Here is a 13,527-nt window from a genome sequence, read left to right on the forward strand (position 1 = left end):
GACGACGCGACCGGGTGCGCGACCCCGGCCCGCCACCTCCGATCCTCCCACGTCCGCGGCGCGGATTCGGCGGCCGGTCCAGCAGGCGGACGCCGGAGCGGGCGCTCAGCGCCCGGCGAGCGCCTTCTCGCCGGCGTGCCGCATGGCCTCCAGGGGCGCGGGCGAGCGGCCGGTCATCCGCTCCACCTGCAGCACGGCCTGGTGGACGAGCAGGTCGAGGCCGCTGACGACCGCGCCGCCGAACATGGACCAGCGGGCCGCCAGCTCGGTCGGCCAGGGGTCGTACAGCACGTCGAACAGGGTGGCGGGGCGCTCCGGCACGGCCGCGGCGAGGGCGTCGGTGGCACCGGCCGGGGTGGTGGCGATCACCAGCGGGGCGCGCAGCGCCTGCCCGGCGTCCGCCCAGTCCGCCGTGCGGACGTCCACCTCCAGGCGTTCGCCCCACCGCCGCATCTCGGCGGCGCGGGCCTCGCTGCGCACGTAGGCGACCACCTGGCCGGTGCAGATCCGGGACAGCGCGGCGAGCGCGGACGACGCGGTCGCGCCGGCGCCGAGGATCGCCGCCGACCCGACCTCCTCGATGCCGTGCTCGGACAGCGCGGCCACGATGCCGGGGATGTCGGTGTTGTCGCCGAGACGGCGGCCGTCCTCGGTGAGCACGACGGTGTTGACGGCGTCCACGGAGGCGGCCGTGTCGCTGATCTCGTCCAGCAGCGGGATGACCGCACGCTTCAGCGGCATGGTGAGCGACAGCCCCGCCCACTCCGGTCCGAGCCGGTCGAGGAAGCCGGGCAGGGCGGCCTCGTCGGTCTCGAAGCGGTCGTACGACCAGCCGCTGAGGCCGAGGGCGTCGTAGGCCGCCCGGTGCAGCACCGGGGACAGCGAGTGGGCGATCGGCGATCCGAGCACGGCGGCCCGGCGGGCGTCAGTTGCCCGAGGAGGCATTGAACTTGTCCTTGAGCTGCTTGAATTCCGCGTACGTCTTGGCGAATTCGGTGTTCGTGGTGCCGTCCGTCGCCACGAAGTAGATCCAGCCCTCGTGCGTCGGGTTCAGGGTCGCCCGCAGCGCGTCCTCGCCGGGATTGCCGATCGGGCCGGGCGGCAGGCCCTTGTTGGTGTAGGTGTTGTACGGGCTGCGGTCGCTGTTGATCTCCTTCTCGGAGATGTGGATGTTGCTCGTGCCCTTGAGGTAGTTGTAGGTCGAGTCGAACTGGAGCAACTGGTTCGTCTCGGTGTTGGTGGGCTTGAGACGGTTGTAGACCACCTCCGCCATCTTGCGGAAGTCGTCGTGCGTCTTGCCCTCCGCCTGGACCAGGCTCGCGACCGTGAGCAGCTCGAACGCGTTCTTCAGGCCCAGCGCCTGCGCCTTCGCGGGGAGGTTGTACGGGGCGTACTTCTGCTTGGACTGGGCGACCATCTGCTTCAGCACCGCCTCGGGCTTCATGCCCTTGGCGGCCGGGTACGTGGCGGGCCAGAAGAAGCCCTCGAGCGGGTCCTGGATGGAGGCGTTGTTCTGCGCCCAGCTCGGCAGGCCCAGCTTCTTGTACTGCGCCCTGGCGACCTTCCTGGTGGTGCCCGCGGAGACGCCGAGCTGCTTGTCGATGGCCTGGTACACCTGTGCGTTGCGCTCGCCGGGCTTGACGAGCACGTTGCTCTGGCTCCTCGGGTCCAGCATGAGCTGCACGGCGCTGGCGGCGGACATCTCCTTCTTCAGCAGGTACGCGCCGGCCTGGATGGTGTCGCCCTTGGGGTTCTGCCCCTGGGCGCTTACGAAGGCGTCGGCGCTCTTGACCACGCCCGCTTCCTTCAGCCGCCGCCCGATCTCCCAGCCGCCCGCGCCCTTGGGGATCTCCACGGTCACGCTCACGCCGGTCCCGCTGCCCGCGTAGTCGGGGGCCGGGGCGAAACGATTTTGGTAGAACTTCCAGCCGAAATAACCGGCCCCGCCGATGCCTCCGCCGAACACCAGGCAGACGACCAGGCAGGCGCAGCCGTTGCGGCGCTTCTTGCCCTTGACCGGTTTCTTGGCCTTGCCCCGCCGCTCACTCCGGCTCTGCAGCTCGTGCCCGGCGTCGTCCTCGTCGTCCTCCGCCCCCGAGAAGAAGGCGTGCTCCTCCTCGGCCGCCGGTTCCGGTTCCGGCTCGGGGCGCCGGCGGCCCGGCGGCTCGGGCGGCGGGTAGGCGTCCTCGGTGCGGTAGAAGTCGTGCTGCTGCGCGCCGTAGGCGGCGGGCTGCTGGCCGTACGGGTCGCCGGGATCGGGCGGGTAGGGCACCTGGTCCTGGGCGCCGTTCGCGTTCCAGACCCCCTGCTGCTGGTACTGCTGCTGGGTGTGCTCGGCGTACCGCTGGTCCTGGCCGGGGAACGCGCCGCCGTACTGCTGGTGGTCCTGCTCCGGGTGGTACGGGTACTGCTGCTGGTCGTAGCCGGGCTGCTGCTGCCGGCCCTGGTCCCAGTCGCCGTACTGCGGCTGCTGCGGGTACTGCTGCTGCGCCTGGCCGTCGTAAGGGGACTGCTGACCCGCGTGGGTCTGCTGCCCTCCCCATCCGCCGTCCCCGTACAACGGGTCCTCCGGATGCCACGGTTCGGAGCCAGGGCCCCGGCCATACTCAGTCATCGATCCCCTAGAGCCGCGAGGCGGACGGTCGTGCGGCCCGGACCTGCTGCCGTTCCGCCTCTTGTTTGCGGCGGCTGTTCGAACACCGCCGCATCGCGCGGAACGTTACCGTATCGCGATCAGATGACCACTTCGACGCCCTCGCCGGGTGCTTTGCCTGACACCCGTTCGGATTCCAGGGCCTGCTGCAGGATGATGACGGCCGCGGCCTGGTCGATCACGGAGCGGCCCTTCTTCGATCTGACCCCCGAGGCGCGCAGTCCCTGACTGGCCGTCACGGTCGTCATCCGCTCGTCCACCAGACGGACCGGCACCGGCCGGATGCCTCCGGCCAGTTCCTGGGCGAAGGCGCGGACCTTGACGGCGGCCGGTCCCTCGCCCCCCTTGAGGGAGCGAGGGAGTCCGACGACGACCTCGATCGGTTCGTACTCCTCCACCAGCTGCCGCAGCCGGCGGTGGGCGGCGGGCACGTCCCGGCCCGGGACGGTCTCCACCGGGGTGGCGAGGATCCCGTCGGGGTCGCACGAGGCGACCCCGATCCGGGCGTCCCCGACGTCGATCGCGAGCCGGCGTCCTCTGCGCATGTCCGGCCGCTTCCTACTTCGCGGTCTCGGCGACGAGCCGCTCGACGGCGTCGACGGCGTCGCCGACCGCGGCCGGGTTCTGGCCGCCGCCCTGGGCGACGTCAGGCTTGCCGCCACCGCCGCCGCCGAGCGTCTTGGCGGCGGTGCGGACCAGGTCACCGGCCTTGAGGCCGCGCTCGCGGGCCGCCTCGTTGGTGGCGATGACGGTGAGCGGCTTGCCGTTGTTGACGGTGAAGAGGGCGACCACGGCGGCCCGGCCGCCCTGGATGCGGCCCCGTACGTCGAGGACCAGCTTGCGCAGGTCGTCGGGGCTCGTGCCGTCCGGCACCTGGCCGGTGACCACGGCGACACCGCGGACGTCCCTGGCCGACTCGGCGAGACCGGCGGCGGCCTGCAGCACCTTCTCGGCGCGGAACTTCTCGATCTCCTTCTCGGCGTCCTTCAGCTTGCCGAGCATGGCGGAGATCTTCTCCGGGAGCTCCTCGGCGCGGCCCTTGACCAGTTCCTGGAGCTGGGCGACGACCGTGTGCTCGCGGGCGAGGAAGTTGTAGGCGTCGACGCCGACCAGGGCCTCGATGCGCCGCACGCCCGAGCCGATCGACGACTCGCCGAGCAGCTTGACCAGGCCGAGCTGGGCGGTGTTGTGCACGTGCGTGCCGCCGCACAGCTCCTTGGAGAAGTCGCCGATGGTCACCACGCGGACCCGCTCGCCGTACTTCTCGCCGAACTCGGCGATGGCGCCCTGCTTCTTGGCGTCGTCGATGCCCATGACCTCGGCGTGCACGTCGAGGTCGCGGGCGAGCACCTCGTTGATCTTCTGCTCGACGTCGGTCATCACGGCCGTCGGAACGGCGGACGGGGAGCCGAAGTCGAAGCGGAAGCGGCCCGGCTGGTTCTCGGAGCCGGCCTGGGCGGCCGTCGGGCCGAGGGCGTCGCGCAGCGCCTGGTGGGTCAGGTGCGTGGCCGAGTGGGCGCGGGCGATGGCCTTGCGGCGTCGGAAGTCGATCGAGGCGTGGGCCCTGGCGCCGACGGTGACCTCGCCGACCTGGACGACGCCCTTGTGGACGTAGACGCCCGGGACCGGCTTCTGGCAGTCGCGGACCTCGATCACGGCGCCGGAGTCGACCTTGATCCGGCCGGTGTCGCCGATCTGGCCGCCGCCCTCGGCGTAGAAGGGGGTGCGGTCCAGGACGATCTCGACCTCGTCGCCCTCGGTGGCGGCCGGGGAGGAGACGCCGTCGACCAGGATGCCGACGATGGTGGTCTCGCCCTCGGTGTCGGTGTAGCCGATGAAGTCGGTGGCACCGGCGGAGTCGGCGATCTCGCGGTAGGCGCCCATGTCGGCGTGGCCGGTCTTCTTGGCCTGGGCGTCGGCCTTGGCGCGCTCCCGCTGCTCCTTCATCAGGCGGCGGAAGCCGTCCTCGTCCACGGAGAGGCCCTGCTCGGCGGCCATCTCCAGGGTGAGGTCGATCGGGAAGCCCCAGGTGTCGTGGAGCAGGAAGGCCTTGTCGCCGGAGAGCACCGTGCCGCCGGACTGCTTGGTCTCGGTGACGGCGGTGTCGAGGATGTTGGTGCCGGCCTTCAGCGTCTTCAGGAAGGCGTTCTCCTCGGCGAGGGCGACCTTCTCGATGCGCTCGCGGTCGGTGACCAGCTCCGGGTACTGCTGGCCCATCATGTTGATGACGACGTCGATCAGGTCCCTGACGACCGGGCCGGTGGCACCGAGCAGGCGCATGTTGCGGATGGCGCGGCGCATGATGCGGCGCAGCACGTAGCCGCGGCCCTCGTTGCCCGGGGTGACGCCGTCGCCGATGAGCATGGTGGCGGTGCGCATGTGGTCGGTGACCACGCGCAGCGAGACGTCCGAGTCGTGGGCGTCGCCGTAGGCCACGCCGGTCAGCTCGGTGGCCTTGTCGATGACGGCCATGGAGGTGTCGATCTCGTACATGTTCTGCACGCCCTGCAGGATCATGGCGAGGCGCTCAAGGCCGAGGCCCGTGTCGATGTTCTTGCTGGGCAGTTCGCCGAGGATCTCGAAGTTGTCCTTGCCGGTGCCCTCGCCCCGCTCGTACTGCATGAAGACGAGGTTCCAGATCTCCACGTACCGCTCGTCGTTGACGGCGGGGCCGCCCTCGGCGCCGAACTCGGGGCCGCGGTCGTAGTTGATCTCGGAGCAGGGGCCGCAGGGGCCGGGGACGCCCATGGACCAGTAGTTGTCCTTCATGCCCAGGCGCTGGATGCGCTCCCTGGGCACGCCGACGACCTCGTGCCAGATGCGCTCGGCCTCGTCGTCGTCCTTGTAGACGGTGATCCACAGGCGCTCGGGGTCGAGGCCGTAACCGCCCTTGTCCTGGGGCGTGGTGAGCAGCTCCCAGGCGTGCTTGATGGCGCCTTCCTTGAAGTAGTCGCCGAAGGAGAAGTTGCCGCACATCTGGAAGAACGTGCCGTGCCGGGTGGTCTTGCCGACCTCTTCGATGTCGGGCGTGCGCACGCACTTCTGCACGCTGGTGGCGCGCGCGAAGGGGGGCTTGACCTCACCCAGGAAGTAGGGCTTGAAGGGCACCATGCCGGCGGGGACGAGGAGCAGAGTCGGGTCGTCCGCGATGAGCGACGCCGAAGGGACGACGGTGTGCCCGCGCTCCTCGAAGAAGCTCAGCCAGCGGCGGCGAATCTCGGCCGACTCCATCAGTGGTCCTCATTCCGGTTGTGCGAGTACGTCGTGTTCTCGATGTACTTCGGGTTGCTGCGATTGTTCTCCAGGACGGCGTACCGCCCGGGCGCGGGGAGTTCGGGGTCGGCGTTGATGCCCAGCGCCTCCCCCAGCTCGGCCTCCCGCCGGGCCATGTTGTCGCGGACGTCGAGCGCGAAGCCGACCGCGCCGTCCTTCAGTCGCCGGCCGGCCTCCAGGGCCTTGTCGGCCGCGGTCGCGGCGAGGCTCTCCGGGGTCAGCTGCCTCAGCTTGCGGTTGACCTTGGTGGTGGCCCACACCCCGGCGGCGACGCCCGAGGTGAACCAGAACGTACGGCGGAACATCGGTCGGTCTCAGTCCTTCTTCCGCTTGCGTCGTGCGGCGGGGACCGTGCGGCCCACGATCACCGTACGCCGGGGCGACTTCGCGGGCGCGTCCTCCCTGCGGCCGCCCAGCGCCCGGCGCACGCCGTAGCCGAAGGCCGCGACCTTGACCAGCGGGCCGCCGAAGGTGGAGGCGACGGTGGTGGACAGCGCGGAGGCGTTCGAGGTGACCTCCTGGACGTCGGAGGCGATCGCGTCGACCCGGTCGATCTGCGTCTGCGCGGAGCGCACGGCCGCGGAGGCGTCCGCGAGGAGCGGGACGGCCTGGTCGGTCACCTCCGCCACGAGCTTGGTGGTCGCCTTGAGCGTCTGGGCCAGCCTCACCAGTGCGACGGCGAGGAAGGAGACCAGGATCGCCCAGAAGACGGCCACCAGGATCCCGGCCACCTCTCCACCGGACACTGTGCGCACCCGCTCCCTGAAACGTGCTCTGAACATCGGAACCATGAGAAAAGCAGTGCACCGAGCCTATCGCGCCGGTGACGGGGCTCCGTACCGGATTACCGTCGGCGGCGGGCGCGGTCGCGGGAACCGATTGTACGGACCGAACACGTTTCAGTACGCTCCGTGTCCCATGCGAGGTCCTCAGCACCCCGGCCCCTGCGCGGCCGGCCGGCCGCCCCTTGAACTCACCTCCTTCGTCGGGCGCTCGGCCGAACTCGCCGCACTGGCCGAGGCCATGGCGGCGGCCCGGCTGGTGACGGTGACCGGTCCCGGCGGGGTGGGCAAGTCCCGGCTCGCCCTGCGCGCGGCGCGGCGGCCGGCGGGCGGGGCGGAGGTGGCCCGGGTGGAGCTGGCGCACGTCCAGGACCCGCTGTTCGCCGAGTACGCGGTGGCGGACGCCCTGGGCCTGACCGACCACACCACCCGGCCGCCGCGCGAGGCACTGTTCGCCCATCTCGCGGGGCGTCGTGTCCTGCTGGTACTGGACGGGTTCGAGCACCTGGTGGAGGCCTGCGCCGGGCTGGTCGCCGAGCTGCTGCGCGGGCTGCCGGAGCTGCGGGTGCTGGCCGTGGGGCGCCGTCCGCTGGGGCTGGCCGGCGAGCGGCTGTTCCCGCTGGTGCCGCTCGGCGCCGACGAGGCGGTGGAGCTGTTCGCCGACCGGGCCCGGCAGCACGGCGCCGACGTGGCGGACCGTCCGGCGGTGCGTGAGCTGTGCCTGCGTCTCGAGGGGATCCCGCTGGCGGTGGAGCTGGCCGCGGGGCGGCTGCGGGCGCTGTCCCCGGCCCAGTTGCTCGAGCGTCTCGACGACCGGTTCCGGCTGCTGACCGGCGGCGGCCCGGACGCCCTGCCGCGGCACCGGACGCTGCGCACGGCGATCGGCTGGAGCCACGAGCTGTGCACCCCGGCCGAACGGCTGCTGTGGGCACGGCTTTCGGTGTTCGCGGGGACCTTCGACCTGGACGCGGCGGAGTACGTGTGCAGCGGGGACGGCCTGCCCGCCGAGGACGTCCTGGACGTGCTGTCGGAACTGCTCGCGCAGTCGCTGGTGACGCGCGAGGAGACGGCGACGGGACCCCGCTACCGGATGCTGGACACCGTCCGGGCCTACGGCGCCGGCTGGCTTGCGGCCGCCGGGGACACGGCCCGGCTGCGGCGGCGGCACCGCGACTGGTGCCTGGGCCTGGCCACGATGTGCGAGCTGGACTGGTTCTCGCCCCGGCAGCGGGAGGTGGCCGCGCGCGTCGAGGCGGAGCTGCCGAATCTGCGCGACGCCCTCGAGTTCTGCCTGACCGAGCCGGAGGAGGCGCATCTGGGCCAGTACCTGGCGGGCTCGCTGTGGTTCTGCTGGGCGGGCTGCGGACGGCTGTCGGAGGGGCGGCGCTGGCTGGAGCGCAGCGTGGAGCTGGAGTCGGGGTACGAGCGGTCGCGGCTGAAGGCGCTGTGGGTGCTCGGGTACGTGGCAGTCCTGCAGGGCGACACCGTCGCGGCGCCGGCCGTGCTGCGGGAGTGCCGTACCGCGGCGGAGCGGGTGGCGGACGGCACGGCGGTGGCGTACGCGGAGCACCGCACGGGCTGTCTGGCGCTGGTGACGGACGACATGGCGCGCGCGGAGCGGCTGCTGCGCTCGGCGCTCGGGCGGTACCGGGAGATCGGCGAGCTGAACAGCAACGTCCTGATGAGCCAGGTGGAGCTGGCGATGGCGCGGGCGTTCCAGGGGGACCTGGCGGAGGCGGTGCGGCTGTGCGAGGACGTGCGCCGGGTGTGCGAGGACCACGGGGAGCGCTGGGCCCGCTCGTACGCGCTGTACGTCCTGGCCTACGCGGCCTGGCGGGACGGGGACCTGCGCCGGGCGCGGGAGCTGCTGGTGGACTGCCTGGGCGACGCGCACGCCTTTCGCGACCTGCTCGGTTCGGTGCTGTCGCTCGAGCTGCTGGCCCTGGTGACGGCGTCCCAGGGCGACCCGGCGGAGGCGGCGGTCCTGCAGGGCGCCGCGGGCCGGCTGTGGCCGTCGGTCGGGCTGCCGCTGTTCGGCTCGGTCCACTACAACGCACCGCACGAGCTGTGCGAGGCGGCGGCACGGCAGGCACTCGGCGACGAGCGGTACGAGGAGCTGCTGGCCGAGGGGGCCCGGCTGGACCGGGCGGCGGCCGTGGCCCGGGCGCTGGCGCACGAGGGTGCGCGGCCGGCGCAGGGGGTGCCCGTCCGGCGCGGACGGCTGCCGCATGCGCGCGGCGGGGACCACGAACGCGAACCCGCCGCCTCCCGCGCCCGGAAGGGCGGGGAGACGGCGGGCTGAGTGCCTATGCCGTGACCGGGGTCAGCGGGCGTAGTACTCGACGACGAGCTGCTCGTCGCAGATCACCGGGATCTCCTTGCGGTTCGGCTCGCGGTCCAGGCGGAACGCCAGGGCCTTGAGGTTCACCTGCAGGTAGCGCGGGGTCTCACCGTCGGGGGCGAAGCCACCCTCGCGGGCGACCTGGAAGAGCGTCTTGTCCTTGGAGCGGTCGCGGACCTGCACGACGTCGTCCGGACGGACACGGAAGGACGGCTTGTCGACCTTCTGGCCGTTGACCTGGATGTGGCCGTGGACGACCATCTGGCGGGCCTGGTAGATCGTGCGGGCGATGCCCGAACGCAGGACCAGCGCGTCGAGACGGCGCTCGAGCTCGATGATCAGGGCCTCACCGGTCTTGCCCTGGACCTTGGAGGCACGCTCGTAGGCGCGGACGAGCTGGCGCTCGGACACGTCGTACTGCGCGCGCAGGCGCTGCTTCTCGAGCAGACGGACCTTGTAGTCCGAGTTCTGCTTGCGGCCGCGGCCGTGCTCACCCGGCGGGTAGGGGCGGGCCTCGAAGTACTTGACGGCCTTCGGGGTCAGCGCGATGCCGAGGGCACGCGACTTCTTGACCTTGGGGCGGGACTGGTTCGCCACTGTCTGTTTCTCTTTCCTGGTTTTCGGCTTGTCAGGGTTGAGGGAGGTCGCATCCGCAGCCGGGGAGACCCGCCGGGTCCGCGTGGGACCTGCCGGGCAGCCGCTCCCCTGATCTGGGCACATACGTGCAGCACGCGAGTGGCCCACCGACCGTTCCCGGGGATCCGGGGTGGTGGTGGGCTGCCCGCGACACCGTTCGACGGTGCGCGACGCTCCTGGAGCCGGTCCGCGAAGGACCGGGTCTCCGGCTGGGTGTCCCGCTCTGACTGCGCGGGACTCAGCACTTCGGGGCAGTCTACAGGCTGCTCAGGAGCGCTTGCGACCGAGGTGCTTGCGCGTCCACTCCACCGAGTCCGCGTACCGGGCCTCCGCGCCGTGCCGGGTCGGCGTGTAGTACTCGCGGTCCTTGAGGGCGTCGGGTGCGTACTGCTGCTGGGCGATGCCCTCGGGCAGGTCGTGCGGGTACACGTAGCCCTGGGCGTGGCCGAGCTTGGCCGCGCCCTGGTAGTGCCCGTCCCGCAGATGCGGCGGCACGGAGCCGGCCTGTCCCTTGCGCACGTCCTCCAGCGCGGCGCCGATGGCGGTGGTGGCGGCGTTGGACTTGGGGGCGAGCGCGAGGGCGATGGTGGCGTGGCTGAGCGTGAGGGCGGCCTCCGGGAAGCCGATCATGGCGACGGCCTGGGCGGCGGCGACCGCGATGGGCAGGGCGTTGGGGTCGGCGAGGCCGATGTCCTCGCTCGCGGAGATCATCAGGCGGCGGGCGATGAACCGGGGGTCCTCGCCGGCCTCGATCATGCGGGCCAGGTAGTGCAGCGCCGCGTCGACGTCGGAGCCGCGGATCGACTTGATCAGGGCGCTGGCGACGTCGTAGTGCTGGTCGCCGTCGCGGTCGTACTTCAGCGCGGCGCGGTCGACCGTCTGCTCGAGCGTGCGGAGGCTGATCTCACGCTCGCCCTGGTCGAGGGCGGCTCCGGCGGCGGCCTCCAGCGCGGTCAGGGCGCGGCGGGCGTCGCCGCCGGCGATGCGCAGGAGGTGGTCCTCGGTGTCGCCGGGCAGGGCGACGGCGCCGGCCAGGCCGCGCTCATCGGCGAGGGCCCGCTTCAGCAGGCCGCGGACGTCCTCGTCGGTCAGCGGCTCGAGGGTGAGCAGCAGGGAGCGTGAGAGCAGCGGGGAGATCACCGAGAAGTAGGGGTTCTCGGTGGTGGCCGCGATCAGGGTCACCCAGCGGTTCTCGACCGCGGGGAGCAGGGAGTCCTGCTGGGCCTTGCTGAAGCGGTGGATCTCGTCGAGGAAGAGGACGGTCTCCTTGCCGAAGCCGCCGGTGGCGCGGCGGGCGCCGTCGATGACCGCGCGGACCTCCTTGACGCCCGCGGTGATGGCGGACAGCTCGACGAAGCGCTTGTCGGTGGCCTTCGATACGACGTACGCCAGGGTCGTCTTGCCCGTGCCGGGCGGGCCCCAGAGGATCACCGAGGACGGCCCGGCGGGCCCCACCCGTCTCCCGCTGCCCTGGCCCGCGGCCTCGCCCCTGTGCTCCGCGCTCTCGCCCACCAGGCGGCGCAGCGGGGAGCCGGGCTTCAGCAGGTGCTGCTGGCCCACCACCTCGTCGAGGGTGCGCGGACGCATCCGCACCGCCAGCGGGCTGGCGGCGGGATCCTTCTCCTGGCGTTCTTCTGCTGCGGCGGTGAACAGGTCGGGTTCCACGCAGAAACCCTAAATCACCGCACCGACAGTCCCGTCAGGGCCGCCGTCCGGCCGTCAGGCGGTCCAGAAGTCCCACCACCGGGTGAGCACCAGCATGCCGATGACGCCGACGTGCATGACCGGCAGGACCCAGGTGAACTCGCCGAAGAACGACTTCAGCCAGCGCGGGGACGGCAGGAAGCCGTTGCGGACGTTGAACGAGGTGACGTACCAGAACATGACGATCGTGGCGACCCAGGCGAGCGAGCACCACAGGCACAGCGCGTTGATCCGGTACAGGGACTGGAACTGCAGCCAGGTGCAGAAGGCGACCCCGAAGAGGGTGCCGAAGTTGAAGGTCAGCCAGTACCAGCGCGGGAAGCGGGCGCGGGCCAGCAGGCTCACGCCGACGCAGACGACGATGCCGTAGGCGACCAGGCCGAGCATCGGGTTGGGGAAGCCGAAGACGGCGGCCTGCTTGCTCTCCATGACGCTGCCGCAGGACACCACCGGGTTGAGGCTGCAGCCGGGGGTGTAGGTCTTGCCGGCGACCTTGGCCTCGAGGATCTTGAACTTGTCGATCGTGATGACCCAGGCGGCCAGCAGCCCGGCGGCGCCGGTGATCACCAGCAGGATCGCGAGGGCGCGGCTGCCGCCCTCCGCGCGCGGCACGGCGACGGGCCCGGACCCGGGCTCGCTGGAGACGTCCTTGACTGTCGTCTTGCTCATCACGCCGATTCCGTCACTCGAGAGGTGGACCTTCTTCGGGCAGCCCTCATTCTGCCGCACGCGCGCGTGGGTTCACCGTTCGCTCCGCATAAGGAGGCTCGTACGAGCGGTGCCGTTCGACCGGCTTCGGACAGCGCCGGCACCGCGTGCGGCGAGGGCGCCGGACGCCCCCGGCGGGGTGTCCGGCGCCCTCGCGCGCGTGTGCTCAGCCGAGCCGTGACTCCAGTTCGGCCACGATCTCGTTCACGCCGATGGCCGTCTGCTCGCCGGACTCCATGTCCTTGAGCTGCACGACGCCCTCGGCGAGGTCGCGTTCGCCGGCGACGATCGCGTAGCGGGCGCCGCTGCGGTTGGCGTTCTTCATGGCGCCCTTCAGACCCTTGCCGCCGTAGGCGAAGTCCGTCGCGACGCCGATCCTGCGCAGTTCGGTGACCTTGGCGAACAGGACCCGGCGGGCCTCCTCGCCGAGCGGGACGGCGTAGACGCTGGTCGTGGACGGCAGGTCGAGGGTGACGCCCTCGGCCTCCAGGGCGAGGACCGTGCGGTCGACGCCCAGCGCCCAGCCCACCGACGGCAGCGCGGGGCCGCCGATCATCTCCGACAGGCCGTCGTAGCGGCCGCCGCCGCCGACCGCGGACTGGGAGCCGAGACCGTCGTGCACGAACTCGAAGGTGGTCCGGGTGTAGTAGTCCAGGCCGCGGACCAGCCTCGGGTCGTTCTCGAAGGCCACGCCCGCCGCGGTGAGCAGCTCGCGGACCTCCTCGTGGTACGCCTTGCAGGCGTCGCACAGGTAGTCGCGCAGCAGCGGCGCGCCCGTGAGCTGCTTCTGCACCGACTCGCGCTTGTCGTCGAGGACCCGCAGCGGGTTGATCTCCACCCGGCGGCGGGTGTCCTCGTCCAGGTCCAGGGCGCGCAGGAAGTCCTGCAGCGCAGCCCGGTACACCGGCCGGCACTCCTTGTCGCCCAGGCTGTTCAGCAGGATGCGGAAGTCGCGCAGGCCCAGCGAGCGGTAGGCCTGGTCGGCCAGGATGATCAGCTCGGCGTCCAGCGCCGGGTCCTCGGCGCCGATCGCCTCGGCGCCGACCTGGGAGAAGTGCCGGTAGCGGCCCTTCTGCGGGCGCTCGTAGCGGTAGTACGAGCCGGAGTACCAGAGCTTGACCGGGAGGTTGCCCGCCTTGTGCAGGTTGGCCTCCAGGGCGGCGCGCAGCACGGACGCCGTGCCCTCGGGGCGCAGGGCGAGCCGGTCGCCGCCCTTGGTCTCGAAGGCGTACATCTCCTTGGTGACGATGTCGGTGGACTCGCCGACGCCGCGCGCGAACAGCTCCACGTTCTCGAAGCCGGGGGTCTCGACGTAGCCGTAGCCGGAGTCGCGCAGCGGGGCCGCGATCGCCTCCCGGACCGCCAGGTAGACGGCGGAGTCCGGCGGGAGGAGGTCATAGGTGCCCTTGGGGGCCTGGAAGGTACTCACG

The 13,527-nt window shown here is 71.7% G+C and carries 11 protein-coding genes; 1 reads left to right on the forward strand and 10 read right to left on the reverse strand.

Annotated features, from left to right (window positions below):
- Positions 1-105: 105 nt before the first annotated feature.
- The 6 genes from TNCT1_RS29550 to TNCT1_RS29580 form a co-directional block, all read right to left on the reverse strand.
- A complete protein-coding gene (locus TNCT1_RS29550) occupies positions 106-945 on the reverse strand; it encodes a shikimate dehydrogenase (RefSeq protein WP_143638163.1) in 840 nt (279 codons plus the stop codon).
- Complete coding sequence (gene mltG, locus TNCT1_RS29555; RefSeq protein WP_143638165.1) at positions 926-2,614, reverse strand: endolytic transglycosylase MltG; 1,689 nt, start codon at positions 2,612-2,614, stop codon at positions 926-928. Before mltG ends, TNCT1_RS29550 begins: the two co-directional genes overlap by 20 nt.
- A gap of 119 nt (positions 2,615-2,733) precedes the next feature.
- Positions 2,734-3,198, reverse strand: a complete 465-nt coding sequence (ruvX, locus tag TNCT1_RS29565) for a Holliday junction resolvase RuvX (RefSeq protein ID WP_143638167.1) — start codon at positions 3,196-3,198, stop codon at positions 2,734-2,736.
- Positions 3,199-3,211: 13 nt separating this feature from the next.
- Positions 3,212-5,884 carry an alanine--tRNA ligase gene (gene alaS, locus TNCT1_RS29570; protein ID WP_143638169.1) on the reverse strand — a complete coding sequence of 891 codons (2,673 nt, stop codon included), beginning with the start codon at positions 5,882-5,884 and terminating at the stop codon, positions 3,212-3,214.
- Positions 5,884-6,231 (reverse strand): hypothetical protein, encoded by a 348-nt coding sequence (locus TNCT1_RS29575; protein ID WP_143638171.1) that lies wholly within the window; start codon positions 6,229-6,231, stop codon positions 5,884-5,886. The genes alaS and TNCT1_RS29575 overlap by 1 nt, the downstream gene beginning before the upstream one ends.
- 9 nt (positions 6,232-6,240) lie before the next feature.
- Positions 6,241-6,681 carry a DUF948 domain-containing protein gene (locus TNCT1_RS29580; RefSeq protein ID WP_143638271.1) on the reverse strand — a complete coding sequence of 147 codons (441 nt, stop codon included), beginning with the start codon at positions 6,679-6,681 and terminating at the stop codon, positions 6,241-6,243.
- A gap of 163 nt (positions 6,682-6,844) precedes the next feature.
- Between TNCT1_RS29580 and TNCT1_RS29585 the strand changes: the two genes are divergently transcribed.
- Positions 6,845-9,010, forward strand: coding sequence for a regulator (locus TNCT1_RS29585; RefSeq protein WP_160160437.1), 2,166 nt, complete (start codon positions 6,845-6,847; stop codon positions 9,008-9,010).
- Between the two features lie 21 nt (positions 9,011-9,031).
- On the opposite strand, the gene rpsD is transcribed toward TNCT1_RS29585, so the two are convergent.
- The 4 genes from rpsD to hisS all read right to left on the reverse strand — a co-directional run bounded on the left by rpsD (position 9,032) and on the right by hisS (position 13,526).
- A complete protein-coding gene (rpsD, locus tag TNCT1_RS29590; RefSeq protein ID WP_108957064.1) occupies positions 9,032-9,646 on the reverse strand; it encodes a 30S ribosomal protein S4 in 615 nt (204 codons plus the stop codon).
- A gap of 306 nt (positions 9,647-9,952) precedes the next feature.
- Positions 9,953-11,350 carry a replication-associated recombination protein A gene (locus TNCT1_RS29595; protein ID WP_143638173.1) on the reverse strand — a complete coding sequence of 466 codons (1,398 nt, stop codon included), beginning with the start codon at positions 11,348-11,350 and terminating at the stop codon, positions 9,953-9,955.
- A 54-nt stretch (positions 11,351-11,404) separates the two neighbouring features.
- Positions 11,405-12,058 (reverse strand): vitamin K epoxide reductase family protein, encoded by a 654-nt coding sequence (locus TNCT1_RS29600; RefSeq protein ID WP_143638175.1) that lies wholly within the window; start codon positions 12,056-12,058, stop codon positions 11,405-11,407.
- A 205-nt stretch (positions 12,059-12,263) separates the two neighbouring features.
- A complete protein-coding gene (hisS, locus tag TNCT1_RS29605; RefSeq protein WP_143638177.1) occupies positions 12,264-13,526 on the reverse strand; it encodes a histidine--tRNA ligase in 1,263 nt (420 codons plus the stop codon).
- Position 13,527: the final 1 nt, after the last annotated feature.

It is taken from the genome of Streptomyces sp. 1-11, from assembly GCF_007176755.1.
Classification (GTDB): Bacteria; Actinomycetota; Actinomycetes; order Streptomycetales; family Streptomycetaceae; genus Streptomyces.